A 17,333-nucleotide genomic window follows, 5' to 3' on the forward strand; every position below is an offset into this window, starting at 1 on the left:
GTTAGTTGAAGTAATTTTTAATTTCTTTCTTATTTGTCACAACTAATATCTTATTATCGTATATCCCAAATTTATTATAGAAATTTGGTTTCCCTACTTCTTCAAAGTATCTATTCCACTTAAACATTTTAAAAAATATATTTAATGTGGGTTTATAGTTTGACCTTTCTAATCCAATTTTTTGTAAGATAAATCTTTTTATTATTCGATAGATTCTCACTGAATAATTTGTATCTAAGAAAATAATTAATTCCGCATTACGAAAACTATTAGACACCCATTCTTCATTATGAACCCCCTCTACGATCCATGTTTCAGAATGAATAATAGTATTAAAATGTTCTTCTCTTTCTTCTTCAGTTCTTCTAATATCTCCAGATTCATACCTTTTCCAAATAACATTATCCAATTCATAAAGTGGGATATTTAACTTAGAGGATAACTCTCTTGCTAAGGTTGTTTTTCCACTACCAACTGAACCAATAATATGTATTTTATTTGGAATATTTTTTTTCAATTTTGACCACCACCACCGTTATTAGAGTTCTCTATATCAAATTTATTCTATTTATTTATTGGAATGTCCTCTTCCAACTTCCACTATCCTGCCCCGTTAGTTCATTAAGAAAAGCGAAAATTCTTCAAGAATCGCGCCCGATTGCAGAGGATTAAAAAGAATAGAGTTCTAATATTTTTTCTAAGGGTAATTTATTCGGATTACACATGTCAACAAAATAGGGTAACTGCCATTTTTGAGTTTTCATCGCTTGATTACTACTCGGACTATCCCAGCTAGGATAAACTCTTATTGCCATTTTGCCCTTTGTTGAAGTAGACCTAAGAATGTTCTGTTTTAAAAGAATTTCTTTTGGGAAAATAAATTGACCAAACTCATTTTCATTTTTAAAGGTAGTTATAACTAATAAATCAGGGGCTTCCTCATATAAGTAGGGTTGATTTTTATTATTTTCGTCTTTTTCCCAAAATGCAACAAACTGCCCTACTTTGGTAGGGGTTATATTCGCAACTCTGAATCGAACTGTTTTAGAAGATAATTGAAATGTACCAGCACCATACTTAGAATTTTGCTTCTCTTCTTGAACTGACTTTACAGTTAAGTGATTCGACTCATAAATCATTTTATTTACATAAGTTAATGCTGTAAAAAAATTATTCATTTCTTCACTCCTAAATTTCAAACAAAATGGCCCAATTGTTGAATAAAGATCAAACAGTACTCTTCAACTATCCTGCCCCCTTAGTTCCATAAGAAAAGCTGCCTTAAAGACAGCTCCGATCTTCAGCTAACGCACCTGTTAGTTCATTAAGAAAAGATGGTAGTTAGGATTCAATAGTTGCCATTGATGTAATTCGTATATAATATCCATCTGGGTCAATTAATCTAAAATCCTCTAATCCCCACGATCTTTTTGTTAACTTAGTCTGTATAGAGTACCCTTTTTCAACTACTTTGTTATAAATATCGTTTATATCTTCAACTTCTAATACTATTTCAACCCCTAATCCTGTTCGTTGACTACTATTAGAAACTTTAAGAGGATGGCTTTCAGGTAAATTTTTCATTTCTCCCAACCCTAATGTAACACTTCCTTTTTTAACTGGAACGTAAGTATGTATAATCTCATTTGGTGCATTAAATTCTAGTATATCTCTATAAAATTCCACTGATTTTTCTATACTTTCAACAAATAATTCAAGTCTTAAATTCACTTGTACATCTCTCCTTTTAAGAATTATTACATAAATAATTCTTGTTTCTTATTCAACTATCCTGCCCCGTTAGTTCCATAATAAAAAGTTGCCTTAAAGACAGCTCCGATCTTCAGCTAACGCACCCGTTAGTTCATTAAGATATTATTACTTATTTCAATCCTTAACTAACATACCGTAAACAATATGGTCAACATAATGGTCATACAACCATTCTGCTTGTCTGATACAACCTTCATTAACAAAACCTAATCTTTCAGGAATTCCTCTACTTTTCTTATTCTCCACAGCAACCCTAATTTCAACTTTATCTAGTTTCAATTCTTTAAATGCATAATCAGTCAATGCCTTAGCTACTCTTGTCATAATTCCATTTCCTTGATATTCTTCTCCGAGCCAATAACCAATATATGCAGTTTTATTTGACCAATTTATTTGGTTATAGCCTGCTATACCAACAATTTGTCCCTTATACATTATAAGTGTATTGACACTCTTGTTTTCAGCAAAACCTTTTAAACAAATATTAATGAACCCTTTTGTATCTTCAAGTTTTGTTGTATTATCCAGCCAAGGAAGCCATACTCGTAGATATTCTCTGGATTGATTTGTTATTTCAAAAACTCTTTCTGCATCCTTTAATTCTAACAGTTTCAATGATAACTCCTCATCAATCTTATGTAAGAACATACTCATCCCCCTGATTTTTTTATTGGTTTATTTTGTATATTACCATATATGATTAATAGATAAATTACTTGTTTCTTATGGAGCTAACCTGCCCCGTTAGTTCCATAAGAAAAAGCTGTCTTAAAGACAGCTCCGATCTTCAGCTAACGCACCCGTTAGTTCAACAAGAAAAGTATTCAAATAGGTTAGTTTAACCTGTTACCACGGTTACTTTTGGTTCTTCACAAGAAATAACATCAATCGTGTGATTTAAGCAGGGAAACTGATAATGGATGTAATTTTCAGAGGGACATAAATCTTCTCGTTCATTCGTGGCTATTTTTATAAAATCCAAATACCTTGACTTGGTATATATCCGAAATAGCTCTCCCTTTGATATTTCAGAGTTATCTATAGAATATGAAAAACATTCATCGATAACAGAATATGAAATATATGATTCAAATTCTAATTGCACCATAGGGAACTCGATGTTGAACGTGCTTCTATTAATAAGCAATCGTAATGAATTTTCTTTGGGTTCTATTATTTTTTCCAAATAAATATATCCTTTCTCTTGCATCAATTCATTAAAATCCACTTTTATCACTCATTTCTTAATTTGACTATTTAAATTATACTTCATTTCCCAGTCGTCTTATTGAACTATCCTGCCCCGTTAGCCATCCATGAAGCGCAAAAATCAGCGCTTCACCACAGAGAATGAAAATGGTTCAGAACGGTCAATACTGATTCTACGGCTGGGAGAGGAAGGTCGATGAACTATGGTGCGTTAGAGCCCATCCGTTAGTCTGACTCCAACGACCAAGGTGCACCACTGACTGTCGCTCCCTTACGGGAAGCACACATGGTAGATTAATCCTATTCTGGTTTTTGCACCAGCCTCCAATTATATTGAGAGCCGTAGAAAGGATGTTTTCAATGGAAGTAGTCATTGAAAGAGCATGTGGTATGGATGTCCATAAGGACAATATTACTGCATGTATTATGACACCAGAAGGAAAGGAGATTCAAACGTTTTCAACAAAAACTGTTTTTCTAATTCAGTTAGTGGATTGGATTAAACAGAATAACTGTACTCATGTTGCCATGGAGAGTACCAGTGTATATTGGAAACCTATTGTTAATTTATTAGAAGCTGAAGAGATTGAGTTTTTAGTTGTGAATGCTCAACATATGAAAGCAGTGCCAGGGCGTAAAACAGATGTTAAAGATGCAGAATGGATTGCCAAACTTCTTCGTCATGGACTTCTAAAAGCTAGTTACATTCCAGATCGAAATCAACGGGAACTACGTGAACTAGTTCGGTACCGTAGAAGTATCATTGAAGAACGTGCTAGACAACATAATCGCATCCAAAAAGTGTTAGAGGGCGCAAATATTAAGCTAGGCTCAGTGGTTTCAGACGTTATGGGTGTTTCGGCTCGTGACATGCTTAACGCAATTGCCGAAGGTGAAGAAGACCCTGAAAAACTAGCAAACTTTGCTCGACGCACAATGAAAAAGAAGAAAGATGAACTAGAACTCGCCCTTAAAGGTTATATCAATTCGCATCAACGCCTCATGTTAAAAACCATTTTAAAGCATATTGATTTTTTAACAGAGCAAATCGAGATGCTCGACCAAGAGGTCGAGGAAAGAGTAAGCTCCTATCAAGAAGATGTGGAACGATTAGACTCTATTCCTGGCATAGCTACAAGAATGGCTGAGCAAATTTTATCTGAAATTGGGACTGATATTAAGAAACAGTTTCCAAGTGCAGCTCATATGTGTTCTTGGGCAGGACTAGTTCCTGGGCATAACGAAAGTGCGGGAAAAAGAAAATCGGCTAAAACAAAAAAAGGAAACAAGTATTTGAGATCAGCATTAACAGAAGCAGCTCATTCTGTAAGAGGATCTAAAAACTATCTCGGAGCACTGTATAGGCGTACAGCATCACGAAAAGGTAAGAAACGAGCAGGAATAGTAGTCGCTCATGCCATGTTACGTATCTCCTATTATCTCTTAACTCGAAAAGAAATGTATGTAGACTTAGGCGAAGACTACTTTGATAAGCAGAGACAACAATCAATTTTTCGGCACTCACTAAGAAGACTTGAAAGTTTAGGATACACAGTTACGTTACAAGAACCTGAAGCATCTTAAATTCAGTCCACTTACCTACAATAAATCAGTAAATTAGGCGCTCTCCCCTTTTTAAAAAAACAATGAGCTGCGTCTTCTTAAGTATTGCCTTTTCCCCTAAATTCCAGAAGTCTATTTTCATGGTAGTTGAACAAGCAAAAATCCACACTAGAGTCATTAAATGAATTAATAACACAATGCTACAATAACACAAATGTGTAATGTAAATTTTGAGTACACTCATAGTAGACAATTAAAAATGCTATTTTTTTCTTCATTTGTATTTTCTGTAGTTCCTTCTGCAGGAAACGATTCAATAGATGTTTCTAATAAATCAGAGCTAAATAATTTTCTTAAGAAAAAATACGCAGAAGAAGGAAAAACATTTAATGGGGGAGGGATTGAGGCTCCAGGGGAATTGCCTGGTGTAGTTACAGTGTACAACGCAGTTAAATAAACAAAAAATGAACTATGATAATCATAGTTCATTTTTTGTTTATTTAATGGAAGATATGGTGAATTCAATACATGCTCCCTGAGGTTTATTATTTCTAGCCTGAATTTCACCACCATGTTTTATAACCAACTCTTTTACAATATATAATCCCAATCCATGGTGAAGTTGGTCGTTCCTTGAAGGATCTCCTTGATAGAATTTACTAAATAAGAAAGGCAAATCTTTGGCGTCAAAACCTTTTCCTGTATCGGAAATAGAAAAAGACATCATATCTTTCTCTATTTGAACCTGAATATCAATACTTCCATTCATTGGGGTAAAACGAATACTATTAGAAATTAAATTAGTAAGAATTTGATGCAATCGTTTTGGATCTAATGCAAATTCGGAATTTCCCTCTCCAGACTTTCTATTCAAGCTGTAAGTGAACTTTATTTCTTCATCATCTGCCCATTTTTTAAATTCCTCTAGCATTTCTGGTAACATTTCTATAGGAATAAAACTTTCAATCTCAAGCGTAAAATCTGGATTATCTACCTCAGACACTCTTTTCATTTCCTCTGTCAAATGCAATACTCTTTGGGTATTATTTTTTATTGTTTGCAAATATTGTGGCAAACGTTTCTGTCCATTTAATGATGGATCCATTAAGACCTCTACATGGGATAATATAATTGTTAGAGGTGTTCTTAAATCATGGGCAATCGAGGCAACCATATCTCGACGCTCTTGCTCTAATTTCCATTGAAGATAAAGTGACGTTTTCAACTCTTCTTTCATACTGTTAAAAGAGTCAATTAATACACCTATTTCATTTTCACTCTCATATTTAATCTCAAAATCCAAATCTTGATTTTTAATTTTCTGAGAAGCAGCACTCAATTCTTTGATCGGCTTATTTAATTCTTTTCCTAAACGTCTCGCAAATATGTATGAGTAAAGTGTTAAAAATAAAAAAGGAATCAATAATATTATAAGAAATATGTATTTTATATAATAATCAATAGATGATGCTAACACATATCGTACAGCTAGAACGCCTACCATTTGATTTTTGTCGAGGATAGGAAGATATTTTGTAATGACCTTTCCTTTTTGAACAGATCTATTAACTTTTTCATATATACTTTTGTTATTTTCTATTAATTGATCATCTAATGTACCATATATTTTATTTCCTTGAAGATTTATAACCTGATATGTAATTCCTTCCATAGGAATAACTTTTTCTAGATTTTTCTGAAAAGCTACTTCTACGATCTTTTCCCCTTTTAACTCGACAAACTTTTCTATACTAGGAACTTTTTTCTCGTAATAATTAGCAGGTTGGACTGACTTTTCATTATAAACGGAGAGAAAATAATATACTAAAACTAAGGTACCAATTGTACTTATGAGGCTTAAAAAAATTACTGAAGCAAAGGTTAAGATAAACTGATTTTTTAAAGATAGCCTTTTAATCATCAGCGTTTTTCCAATTTATATCCTACTCCCCACACTGTTTTAATGTGATAAGTTGACATCCCTGAAGTTAGTTTAGCTCTTAAATTGTTAATATGAACTATGATAGTATTTAAGTCACCCATTGCATCAATACCCCAAATTTTCTCATAAATCTGTTCTTTAGAAAATATCTGTCCTAAGTTTACGGTTAAGAGTTCTAATATCTTAAACTCTTTACTTGTTAAGTCTATCTTCTTATCATCCAATAAAACGTCATGTTGTGAATAATTAATAGTTAAATTGCCTAAAAGGCGTTGATTTTGAGTGCTAACTCGATCCCTCTGTTCACGTCTTAAGTGCGCCTCGACGCGGGCAATAAGTTCTTTCACTTGGAAAGGCTTTGTTATATAATCATCTCCCCCTAAAGTTAATCCCTTTACTTTATCCATCTCTGAGTGCTTCGCGCTTAGAAACAGAATAGGACAATGAATTTGTTCCCTAATGACTTTACAGAGATCAAAGCCATCCATCTGAGGCATCATAACATCTAATATTATTAAATCTACCTTCGCCTTTAACTGATCTAATGCTTGTTCTCCATTATAAGCTTTAAGAACTCTATAACCTCGATCTTCAAAGATATCAGAGATTATATCTACAATCTCCAGCTCATCATCGACCACAAGAATACTTTCTTGCATAAGTATATACCTCCCCGTCCCCCTAATATTTGAATTATCTAGGAGAGATAAATTAGTTAGTACTCTCCTAGACAAAAATACCTTCTTTTCATAGCACCTTTTTAGAATAAAAATAACTAAAAATAAGATAGATAATAAATTGAGACACTCCGAATATTAAAAATATTACTATTATAGAATAAACTGTAATTCCTTCCAATATATTTTGCAAGGCATTAGTAGCTATAAATAAATTTAATCCCCCTAAAGATAAAGGAACAAAGAATATGACTGAAATTTGAATGTACAAAGTCCTTTTAACTTCTTTATCTGTAAGACCAACTTTTCGTAATGAGTGAAATACTTTTTTATCATCATTCATATCTTCATACAGTTTAAACCAAAGCAGACTAGCTAAAGCAAGAAACAAAACTAAGCATATAAACAGTCCTGTAAGTCTCAGTATTGAAGATAATTGCACTGTATTTTCATAATCGAGAAGTCGAACATTATGAAGATTATCTGATTTTAACAAGGCTGTATCTGATAATTTCTTAAAAAGGTTATAACTTTTTGCATCCTCTTTAAAATCTAGTTTATAAAGTGACAATTTCTTTTCAGAAATCGTTGTTCTATATATTTCACTAAAAGTATTTTTCGGTACAGAGATAATACCCTCAATTCCATCTATGGGATTAAGAACTCTTTTACCGTTCATATCTTTAACTTTTAGATCTCTCTCCCTTTTTTCAGATTTTAATTTTACGATTCCATTAGTGATATCATTCTTTTTTTTATTATTAAAAATATAATTGTTATTTTTTAATGCATCTTCATTTTTTATAAAAGATGGGTCATTCTGTATTATTAAAAATTCCTTTTTCCCACTCTTTGAAGAAATTTTTAGTCCTTCCCATTTCTTCGTTTGTAAATCCTTTATTCCTTGTCTCTTCAATTCATTTATACTATCTTCTATTTTGTTTTCCTTCCCCTTTGATGCAACAAATAATGCTCCTTGAGGGTGAGTGCTTTGCATTCTTTGATTGTTCTTTTCTATATATAACTGAATAGAACCTATTGATATCATAATTGCAGATAATAGAATAGATACGATAAAGATAATTTTTGAATTATAATATAATTTTTTTCTTAAACTTATAAGAGTTAACATCTTTATCCCATTTAACTGCCGTTTTTCTTTATTATTTAAGTAAGATATTACACCTACTAAACCATTTGAACAGAATAGGTATGTGCCTACTAGCACTAAGGCTAATAAGGGTAAAAAAGTAAATAATAGTATAGGTAAAGATGCGTAAGAGATAAATATATAAGAGGCTAAAAGAAAACAGATAGATAAAATGAATTTAACCCTAGAGAATTGAGCTGAAGGTTTAGGTTTTCTTTCTTCTTGAAATAACTCTAGAACTGCAATTCGTTTAATCTTTAAGTAACTTCGACACGAAACAAGTAAAAATACTATTCCAAATAAAATAACCGTAACAAAAACAGCCACGGGAGAAAAAGTATAAATGAACGATTGATTCAAAAATAGAATATCACTCATAAAATTAAAGAAAACCTTTGATAACAGCATTCCCAATAAAATACCCACTAAAATAGAAAACGTACCAACTACGGCGTTCTCTAAAACGATCACGTTAAACAATTGCCTTCTAGAGGCTCCAAATGTTTTCCAAATACCCATTTCTTTTTTTCTTTCTCTAAGGAAATGCTCATATGAATATGTAATAAAGAAACAAGAAAATAGCAAAATAATAATTTCACATGCAATTAATAACTGTTCTGTTCCTGAAATCTTTGGATATAAAAGAAAGGCTGCGTACATATAAAAAATTGCTACAGAAAGAATGCTACTAAGTATGTATACTGTATAATGAGAAAGATTACGGGTTATATTCTTAGTTATATATTTCCACATTGACATCATTATCCTCCACTTCCTTAGCGATAAAAGATAAGATTCTTTGATTGAACTTAGACGTATCTTCTAATTTAGAACGCTTCATCTCATGGACAATTTGGCCATCCTTTAAAAAAATGACCCTGTTACAAAAGCTAGCAGCCACCGAATCATGAGTTACCATTAAAATAGTTGTTTTGTACTTATCATTTAACATTTTTAAAGTATGTAGAACATTTTGAGCAGATTTAGAATCTAAATTCCCTGTAGGTTCATCAGCAAATAATAAAGCAGGATTGTTAATAAGAGCACGAATGATAGCAGCTCTTTGCTGCTGCCCCCCAGAGACTTCATAAGGATATTTAGTTAAAAATTTTGTCACTTCCAATTCTTTAGCAAATGTTTGAAGTTTATTCTGTACACCTTTCTTATCTCCTTTTTTTAAAGCAGCAGGTAATAAAATATTTTCTTCAATAGTCAAATGATCTAACAAGTTGTAATTTTGAAAGATGAAACCAATATGCTCACGTCGGTAAATACCTAATTGTTCTTCTTTCATACCTGTAAGAGTAGTTCCCCCGACCTTGATATCCCCATCTGAGGGGATATCAAGGGAAGAAAGCACATTTAATAAGGTAGACTTTCCACTTCCCGAAGGACCCATAATTGCTACAAAATCGCCTTCTTCAATATCTAAACTTATATTCTTTAAGACAGGGTGCGTTCTGTACTTAGTTTTATAAACTTTTGTAATTTCTCGTGCTTCCAATATAGCCATTTTAATTCTTCCTCCTATCTTTATTTAAGAAGTAAATTCTTTTTTACTCCAGATCCATACACAAGCACCAAAACCAACTAACATAATAATGAGTGCAAAAATATATAAAGAATTGCTAGTGGTACTCAGAGTATGAAAGATACTTTGAACTGATAATAAGAAAAATGAAAGTTGACTAGAAACATACAAACAACCTACATATAACCCAATTAATAAGAAAAAGCTAATAACCGCATTTGAAATAATTACACTAATTAAACTAGCAAGAGCTAAACAGCACATTTGAATGATGAAAAAGAGACCATACACTTGTACTGTATATAATATAGCTTCTATAGCATTCTTCTGTTGACCATAAAAAGTAAAATCATTATCTGGTTTTAAGAAGATAAAACCAAACGCTATACCAATCCCTAGAATAATTAATAAATGTACTAGTACCATTAAGGCAAGAGAGAACCATTTTGAAATTAGAAATGATTTTCTTTTAAAAGGTCTAATTAAAAAAAGACGATATGCCCCTGAATTATATTCTACATTAAGGCTATTTAGAAAAAAAACAGGCATAAAAATCAATGTAAGTAAGAATGAAGATTCTTTTAATAAAAACCATGGAAAATTCCAAGTATTTAGAGGTACTTGCTGATCGTTATTATAAATTCCAACTCCATAGTATCTTAAAAACCATGCTTGAAGAAGTACAATTACAGTAAAGATTCCAATCATCCACTTACTTTTTTTTTGACTCCAAAGTCTCTCCCATTCGCTTATAAATAATGCTTTCAATTAAAACCCTCCCTAATTCAAATAAAATAATCTCTTTTCACAAATGTCCAATAAGCAATTAAACCAAATAGAGCAATGTATACCGTTTGAACTAAAATGATATAGGAATTTAGATTGTTAGTTGATGAAAGTAAAAATGCTATTCCCGTGTGCTGAATTTTCACAATAGACATGTACATAAGGTGAATCACTGTGCTGTGCCCGATAATCGTTTGCGTCGAGAATTCTAAGAGCTGAGGAATGGCGATTGATAAGAAAATAAAGCCAACCCCTGCCCCAAGTGTAATCATTGTACTTCTGCTTATTGATCCCAATAATGTAAAGACTGACACAACGCTAATCATTGTCACAAAACAAGCAGAGAAGTATTTAACGTTATATAATAAAGCTGCTGTCAAAGATAATTTCTGCTCATCTAAAAATGTTATTAAGGTATCAACCTTGGGAAAAAAGATATAACCAGCAACAGTATTTAAAATCCAAAATAGAGTTAAATACAAGAACATGGTTGTTAAAATAGTAGCTAATTTTGCTAAAAAAAGTTGAGTTGTAGAAAAAGGACGAATGAGGATCATTCTTAACTGCCCATTTTCTATCTCATTAGCTATAACCGTAGAAATTAGTATTATAGCTATGATATTAAAAGAAACAACGAGATGTTCAGAAATGCTGATTATAGGAAAGTTTAAGGAAGTTACATAATCTGGTTGCCCTGGTGACACTCGTTCATTCCAACTCAAGTAATATTTAACTGAACCTATCGACATCAAGGGTATAAAAAATAGTATGATCCATGATATCTTTTGGGACCATAATCGTTCTAACTCTGAAGTGAAAAGTCCTTTCATGATGTCATCATCTCCACAAATATATCTTCTAGTCTCTTACTTGGATCTTTAATTAACTCCTCTTTGCTTCCTTGTGTAACAAGTTTACCGTTACGAATAATGACAAGACGATCACACATTTGTTGAATTTCGTCAAGTAAATGACTAGAGATGAAAAATGTTAGGTTTTTCTTTTCTCGAAGTTCAAGAATTAATTCCCTTAATTCTCTCATTCCCATAGGATCCAGACCGTTTGCTGGCTCATCTAATAAAATGACATCTGGTTCTCCTAAGAGGGCTTGAGCAATTCCCAGCCTTTGTCGCATACCTAATGAATAATTCTTGATTTTTACATCCGCATCCTCTGTTAGTCTTACAATGGATAATGCTGCCTCCACCTGTTCTAACTGTTCTTTTCTCGATAGGTCAGGATATAGTCTCGCTAGATTTTGTAACATCTTTCTTCCTGACATGTAAGGGAAAAAGATAGGGGATTCTATAATCGCTCCTACATTTCTTAAAGCCTGTTGTCTATCTTTATTTACATCTTTACCCCCTACCTTTATTGAGCCTTCAGTAGGACGAATAAGTCCTGTAAACATTCGCATAACAGTTGTTTTTCCTGCTCCATTGGGTCCCAAGAAGCCGCATATATCTCCTTTATACACCTTAGTTGAGAATTGGCTTACAATATTCTTTCCACTCACTGCTTTTGTGATGTTATTTGCTTCTAAAACAATTTCTTTTTTCATATTCAATCCCTCCTTATGGTTTAATATAAAAGACAAATATAAATAAAAAATAAAGAAAATAAAAAAACTCACATTTTTTTGAGTTTTTATTGAACTTCAACTTTTTCACAAACATTCAATAGTGTATTTCTTTCTTCTAATTGTTTAGAAATGATATTTAATATATTTTGCGGATTAGGTAACACGTAGTTAGGCCTCAATGACATAGTTGCAATTTCAAAAGCTGTTGTTTTTACAGGAGGTACAACAATATGATCATATTGTTGTAGTAGCTTAACATTATGCTGAACTACTTTCTTTTCCCACATTAATTTATTCATGTTTGGGGTACCGCCACATGCCCATCAAGCTAAGTTTAAACAATACCTTCAAAAATGAAAAAACGCTATGCTTATCGTAAGAAGTTTACGAGAAAGGATGGTGTTTTTTTATGAATCCTATCGTCTCTATTGTAAAATTGTTCAATCTCAAGTGGTCTTTCGCAATAAGTACTTATTTGTGGGTTTGTTTCAATCAGTACCCAAAAATCATATTCCAAATCACTAAATAAACGAACATTTCTTTTAACTTTTGGGCTATATGCTTCCCAATAGTTATTTCCAAACTTACTGCTTCTCTTTGTTGGAATGGGTGAATACATGATATTCCCCCCCCTCCTTAAACGTAGTATCTGAAGCGTTGTTTTAAAAAGTATATTATGTCAGATATTCTACATTACTTTACAGAAACCTTTGTCGAAATCTCGGTAATTTGTAGAAATATGCTGTTAAATGATAAAGAATTGCTTCATTCTACACTGCTTAAAATGATCACACTTTTGCCTTCCATATAAAGAATGTACTCACTTTTGGTTCCTACTGATTAGACACAAAAGTGAGTACATTAATTTGTGAAATAGTTGATTAATAAGCAATTATAGATACCTTAAATGTTCTTGCTTTTATGACCTTCTACACTTTTGTACACAGACACAAAAAGTTCAATACATTAGGGACATCCTCATCACATTCACTCTCTAACTGTTTTGATATACAAAATCGAGTTTATAAACATCAATCGTATAAATTTAACTGTAAACACACATACCACCGTTCTGAAATTTCAGAACGGTGGTATGTGTGTTGCCCTTTTAACCTATAACTCCTCGCTGGATAACACATTCCATTCTAGGAAAAAGATATAATGTTCAGAGGGGCGGTTTTTTCTGTGTTTTAAACCCTCACGGTGATGATTCATGTTCCATCTTGCTTGCTGGATCGATAAAAAGCTGGTTGAATGAACTGAGAACAACCAACAGATCCGTCTGTCCTGATAGATGTTTGTTGCCTTTACTCCTCTTCATAGAGCGTAAGAAAGGAATCCGGCTCGACACGACCCTCTGCAATCGCGTTTACCCTGTCGACGTATTCCGGAAGAATCAGATGACGCAGAGGCTGGTCTACTTGATTCAATCGTTTAAATGCCTCCCGAGCCAACTCATCCCATTCCTTGTAGCGATGCAGATAATCATCCGGCATCACTACGGTGCTAGACGTCCCTTCCTCCGGTTCACACTCAAACGGTTCGTCTAACCCGAGCGTAGCATAATCGCATGTGATTTGCTCTCCGGGGAGGATATCCCTCGACGCCAATTCAATTTCATAGACCGTCGATACCACATTTGGACTGAAGCTGTGATTCATGTATCTGGCATGATCCCAGCACAGCACATAGCGGTCGTCATCGTTGAGGTAGGCATATTTATAGACGATTTCCTTTCGCACTAGATCAAGCGATTCAATCTCATCTTCCTCTAGGATGATGTCCAAATCATCCAATGCCCAGATAATCGTTCCTTTGGGAATCATTTTTGTGGCAAAAACCCCCACACCAATCTTTTCATTGACAAACCGAATCTCGGTATCTGGATGTATCATCGATTCTGTTCACCCTTTCTCAAAACTTACTATTACAATATATAGCAGATTCGTTTAATTGACTGTTCATTCGCGTATTTTATCCAAGTTCAATTAGCGGAATTTTCCACTAGAAAAATGAAATTGGTCGCTTTAATGGAAAAACCACAGAAATTTAGAAATAAACAGAAAAGAGGATGCATGATAACTTTCATCAAAACTTCACCGGAAAATATTGATCTTCATAGAATAAGTGAAGAGTATAATTATTAATGAAGGTGCTTACGGAAACAAAAGAATTTCTAGCTATATTACTTGATAGGTGAAATTATTTTGTAATTCATCATCATAGATCATCTTTTGAAAAATTCGAGGATAAAAAGTTTGCAGTAAGCATCGACAAAAAAAGATGGTACTTAAATCTTAATTTAATAAGGAGAATTCTCTAATTTGGTGACCTTACAGGAGCTTACAAATTAATACCTAAATATGATCCCAAGCCAATAACTAGTGAATTGTGAATTAATGATGGGGAAAGTTAATTTAGCAAATCAAACGATTTTAGATCGAGGAAAAAGAGAAAAGAACGCCACCTCCCCCTTCATCTCATTGCCTTACCGATTTCATGACTATAAAGAAACACTTTTGGATCAGCAAAAACATTATAGTGAACCTTTTATAATCAGAAAAAATATGCCATTAAATCCTTGTGGACTGCACAAAATATTTAAAGAGATTTTAGAACCAGCTGATCTACCCCGCTCACCGATTTTCTCTGCATCATTTAAGGCATACTTTTGCTACCTTACTATTAAAAATTTGCAAATATCATATGTTTCAGTTGGTTCCTTATCTGTTTTTAACTCCAACAAGGACAAGTATTTTCATTCGATCACCTTAATTCCTACCTATCGTTCAATTAATATGCCCCTGTAGTTAAAGTAAAAAAGCCTTACTTCTTTTTGAAGTAAAGCACCCATTAGTTATATAAATTTTTGAAACAGTCAAATACAAATAAAGCTACACCCCTTATGTCCTATTAGGAGCATTGACTCGTATTTAGGACTATGTTTTATTTGTTTTCCTTTTTTCAATTTCTTTTTTTACCAAAGGGATTACCTTTTCTTTTACTGTTTTTTGTACTTTTGGATCACTTATTAATTTTTTAAATTTGTTTAACACATTCATACCTCCGATTTATTAAATTTAGGATTTAACTAATATGGCTGTGTACTAAAAGGAATAAACGATTCTTCTTCTTGTCAAACATTTCACAAATGTTAAAAGTGGCAGGCCACTCTTAAAGTAAATTACCCAAAAGAATAAAAAAATCTAAAGAATTCCACAGTGCATAAATATATAATCCTCTTCTAAGAGCTGTTTTTAGTCGTTAAATCTACCTTCGTTTAACAACCTCTTTATATACCATATATGCAATTACAATTATAGCTAGAATAAAAATTACTTTCATCCAAATCTACTCCCCATCTACTTTTTTCTATCCTCTCTTATACCCGTAATCTGTATTAAGAAACAATGAGATAAAGGAAAGGTTAATTAACCATAATTGATTTGTTATTAAATAAAACATAGTTTTCATAATAAATGTCTTGGTTGTAATAACCCAGGTAGAAAATGTATACGACGCTGAAAAAATAATGCGTTTAGCACCTTACTATACTCTTTGGACTTCTTACACCAATAATGAGATATCAATTTGCAATTTGTAATCAGGTAGTTCCCACATTTCCTATGGTCAATAGGCAAGATTACAGGATTTTCTTCTGTAAGAGCCAAGTTAATTCGAACATTGGCATACATTATGACTATCCGCAAGGTGATGCACCACTCCCCCTCCTTTAAGTTTCTTACAGTATCTCGTAATTGGATTCAAAAAAAGAAAAATAAATAAAAATATTGCTTTGGTGTACATAATATAAGGAATAACCAATGATAGTAAAAGTGTTATGAAAAGGGTGAACAAATGGAAAGAAATAGCGCGATTGACTTTATTAAATTTTTTGCAATTTTTTCTGTTGTAGTCATTCATGTATTCCCAAAGGATAGCCAAATTGGTCTATTTATTCTCGATAACATCTCAAGGTTTGCGGTGCCATTCTTCTTTACTGCCTCTGGTTATTTGTTCGGTAAAAAGATGATACATACAAGGGATTCCATTGATTATTTTAAAAGGTATATTATAAAAATCTTAAAACTGTATTTATGCTGGCTCTTCTTTTATATGATGTATGATGTTCTTATTCTTTATAAAGTTGCTACCGATGCAGCAAAGGAATTAGCGCAATACATTAATCATTTTTCCTTTCTTGACCTTATATATTACGGAACTGGGACTAGCGGATACCAATTGTGGTTTTTAACCGCATTAATTTGGAGTGTTATCATTCTTTTCGTTTTTTTTAAATTAAAAAAAGTAAGGCTTCTTTTAACCATCAGCCTAATATTAAACTTGATAGGTCTTTTCGGACAATCGTATTCTGTGTTCTATGATTTTCCTCAAAGTACACGGGATGCTTTATTTATTGGTCTTTTTTATACAACTTTGGGATTCTTCTTAGCGGATGATAAATTCTTTAAAAAGTCAAGAGCAATAACAGCCAAAACCTACCTATTATTAATTTTTATCTTCTTTACTTTCCAAGTGGTAGAAGGATACTTATTAGATAAGGTATTATCAGGAAGCCATGGAGAATATTTTATTTCTACTATCTTTTTAACTGCATTTCTTTTTTTATTTGCATTAAATAATAAAACATTGGGGAAGGATTTGTTCATTACTAAAGTAGGAGGAAGAGCCCTAGGTATATACATTGTTCATGTAGTCTTCATCGATATTTTTGATTTGATTTTATCGGCAGTAAAAATGGATCATATATCCGACAATTTATTGTTAAAACTATTTGAGACACTCCTTATAATTTCTATGTCGTACATTTCTTATGACCTCCTTCAATATTTCAAAAGGCGTTTAAGCAAAATGATAAAAACCTGTTAGTGGAGAGTTACAACGATAAAAGCGCATGAGACCTCAAGTCCCAATAATTCTTCTTAAAAATTACACTTAAAAAACCACAGGTCCAAGCGTTATTAATTCGATGTTCTCTCCTCTATAAATGAAAAAAATCTGTTTTTTGCTTTCAACTAAGTTTGAAAGAAATTTGTTGTCACTCCCTTTTTTTGAGAATTTTATCTTTATATTTGCAAACCCTGAATTAATTCAATTAT

19 protein-coding genes are annotated in these 17,333 nt (G+C 32.6%); 4 read left to right on the top strand and 15 right to left on the bottom strand.

The genetic code is table 11. The features are described from left to right. Window position 1: 1 nt before the first annotated feature. The 5 genes from ABOA58_RS13355 to ABOA58_RS13375 form a co-directional block, all read right to left on the bottom strand. Window positions 2-517, bottom strand: a complete 516-nt coding sequence (locus ABOA58_RS13355; RefSeq protein WP_323603851.1) for an AAA family ATPase — start codon at window positions 515-517, stop codon at window positions 2-4. A gap of 151 nt (window positions 518-668) precedes the next feature. Then, window positions 669-1,178, bottom strand: a complete 510-nt coding sequence (locus tag ABOA58_RS13360; protein ID WP_350302687.1) for a MepB family protein — start codon at window positions 1,176-1,178, stop codon at window positions 669-671. Window positions 1,179-1,341: 163 nt separating this feature from the next. Continuing rightward, window positions 1,342-1,731 carry a VOC family protein gene (locus ABOA58_RS13365; protein WP_350302688.1) on the bottom strand — a complete coding sequence of 130 codons (390 nt, stop codon included), beginning with the start codon at window positions 1,729-1,731 and terminating at the stop codon, window positions 1,342-1,344. A gap of 156 nt (window positions 1,732-1,887) precedes the next feature. Continuing rightward, complete coding sequence (locus ABOA58_RS13370; protein WP_350302689.1) at window positions 1,888-2,421, bottom strand: GNAT family N-acetyltransferase; 534 nt, start codon at window positions 2,419-2,421, stop codon at window positions 1,888-1,890. Window positions 2,422-2,611: 190 nt separating this feature from the next. Next, window positions 2,612-3,001, bottom strand: coding sequence for a hypothetical protein (locus ABOA58_RS13375; protein ID WP_350302690.1), 390 nt, complete (start codon window positions 2,999-3,001; stop codon window positions 2,612-2,614). A 341-nt stretch (window positions 3,002-3,342) separates the two neighbouring features. Between ABOA58_RS13375 and ABOA58_RS13380 the strand changes: the two genes are divergently transcribed. Continuing rightward, complete coding sequence (locus ABOA58_RS13380; RefSeq protein WP_350299195.1) at window positions 3,343-4,566, top strand: IS110 family transposase; 1,224 nt, start codon at window positions 3,343-3,345, stop codon at window positions 4,564-4,566. A 238-nt stretch (window positions 4,567-4,804) separates the two neighbouring features. Next, the gene (locus ABOA58_RS13385; RefSeq protein ID WP_350302691.1) at window positions 4,805-5,002 is read left to right on the top strand and encodes a hypothetical protein; all 198 of its coding nucleotides are present in this window, start codon (window positions 4,805-4,807) and stop codon (window positions 5,000-5,002) included. Between the two features lie 39 nt (window positions 5,003-5,041). Here the strand turns inward: ABOA58_RS13385 and ABOA58_RS13390 are convergent, their stop codons facing one another. From ABOA58_RS13390 to ABOA58_RS13435, 10 genes are all read right to left on the bottom strand, one after another. After that, window positions 5,042-6,466 (bottom strand): HAMP domain-containing sensor histidine kinase, encoded by a 1,425-nt coding sequence (locus ABOA58_RS13390; RefSeq protein WP_350302692.1) that lies wholly within the window; start codon window positions 6,464-6,466, stop codon window positions 5,042-5,044. Beyond that, window positions 6,466-7,146, bottom strand: a complete 681-nt coding sequence (locus ABOA58_RS13395) for a response regulator transcription factor (protein ID WP_350302693.1) — start codon at window positions 7,144-7,146, stop codon at window positions 6,466-6,468. Before ABOA58_RS13395 ends, ABOA58_RS13390 begins: the two co-directional genes overlap by 1 nt. Before the next feature lie 88 nt (window positions 7,147-7,234). Further along, a complete protein-coding gene (locus tag ABOA58_RS13400) occupies window positions 7,235-9,076 on the bottom strand; it encodes an FtsX-like permease family protein (protein WP_350302694.1) in 1,842 nt (613 codons plus the stop codon). Next, complete coding sequence (locus ABOA58_RS13405; protein WP_350302695.1) at window positions 9,048-9,827, bottom strand: ABC transporter ATP-binding protein; 780 nt, start codon at window positions 9,825-9,827, stop codon at window positions 9,048-9,050. Before ABOA58_RS13405 ends, ABOA58_RS13400 begins: the two co-directional genes overlap by 29 nt. 24 nt (window positions 9,828-9,851) lie before the next feature. Then, window positions 9,852-10,613, bottom strand: a complete 762-nt coding sequence (locus tag ABOA58_RS13410; protein WP_350302696.1) for an ABC transporter permease — start codon at window positions 10,611-10,613, stop codon at window positions 9,852-9,854. A gap of 17 nt (window positions 10,614-10,630) precedes the next feature. Then, window positions 10,631-11,461 carry an ABC transporter permease gene (locus tag ABOA58_RS13415; RefSeq protein WP_350302697.1) on the bottom strand — a complete coding sequence of 277 codons (831 nt, stop codon included), beginning with the start codon at window positions 11,459-11,461 and terminating at the stop codon, window positions 10,631-10,633. Next, a complete protein-coding gene (locus ABOA58_RS13420) occupies window positions 11,458-12,192 on the bottom strand; it encodes an ABC transporter ATP-binding protein (RefSeq protein ID WP_350302698.1) in 735 nt (244 codons plus the stop codon). The genes ABOA58_RS13415 and ABOA58_RS13420 overlap by 4 nt, the downstream gene beginning before the upstream one ends. 86 nt (window positions 12,193-12,278) lie before the next feature. Then, on the bottom strand, window positions 12,279-12,512 hold the full coding sequence (locus ABOA58_RS13425; protein WP_252297654.1) for a hypothetical protein: 234 nt from the start codon (window positions 12,510-12,512) through the stop codon (window positions 12,279-12,281). 71 nt (window positions 12,513-12,583) lie between these two features. After that, window positions 12,584-12,832: a hypothetical protein gene (locus ABOA58_RS13430; RefSeq protein WP_350302699.1), complete on the bottom strand. Its 249-nt coding sequence runs from the start codon at window positions 12,830-12,832 to the stop codon at window positions 12,584-12,586. Between the two features lie 688 nt (window positions 12,833-13,520). Next, a complete protein-coding gene (locus ABOA58_RS13435) occupies window positions 13,521-14,108 on the bottom strand; it encodes an SET domain-containing protein (RefSeq protein WP_350302700.1) in 588 nt (195 codons plus the stop codon). A gap of 504 nt (window positions 14,109-14,612) precedes the next feature. Between ABOA58_RS13435 and ABOA58_RS13440 the strand changes: the two genes are divergently transcribed. Together ABOA58_RS13440 and ABOA58_RS13445 are read left to right on the top strand one after the other, a co-directional pair. Next, window positions 14,613-15,023, top strand: coding sequence for a hypothetical protein (locus ABOA58_RS13440; RefSeq protein ID WP_350302701.1), 411 nt, complete (start codon window positions 14,613-14,615; stop codon window positions 15,021-15,023). 1,048 nt (window positions 15,024-16,071) lie between these two features. After that, on the top strand, window positions 16,072-17,103 hold the full coding sequence (locus ABOA58_RS13445) for an acyltransferase (protein WP_350302702.1): 1,032 nt from the start codon (window positions 16,072-16,074) through the stop codon (window positions 17,101-17,103). The last annotated feature ends 230 nt before the right edge of the window (window positions 17,104-17,333 follow it).

The organism is Peribacillus frigoritolerans, assembly GCF_040250305.1.
Classification (GTDB): Bacteria; Bacillota; Bacilli; order Bacillales; family DSM-1321; genus Peribacillus.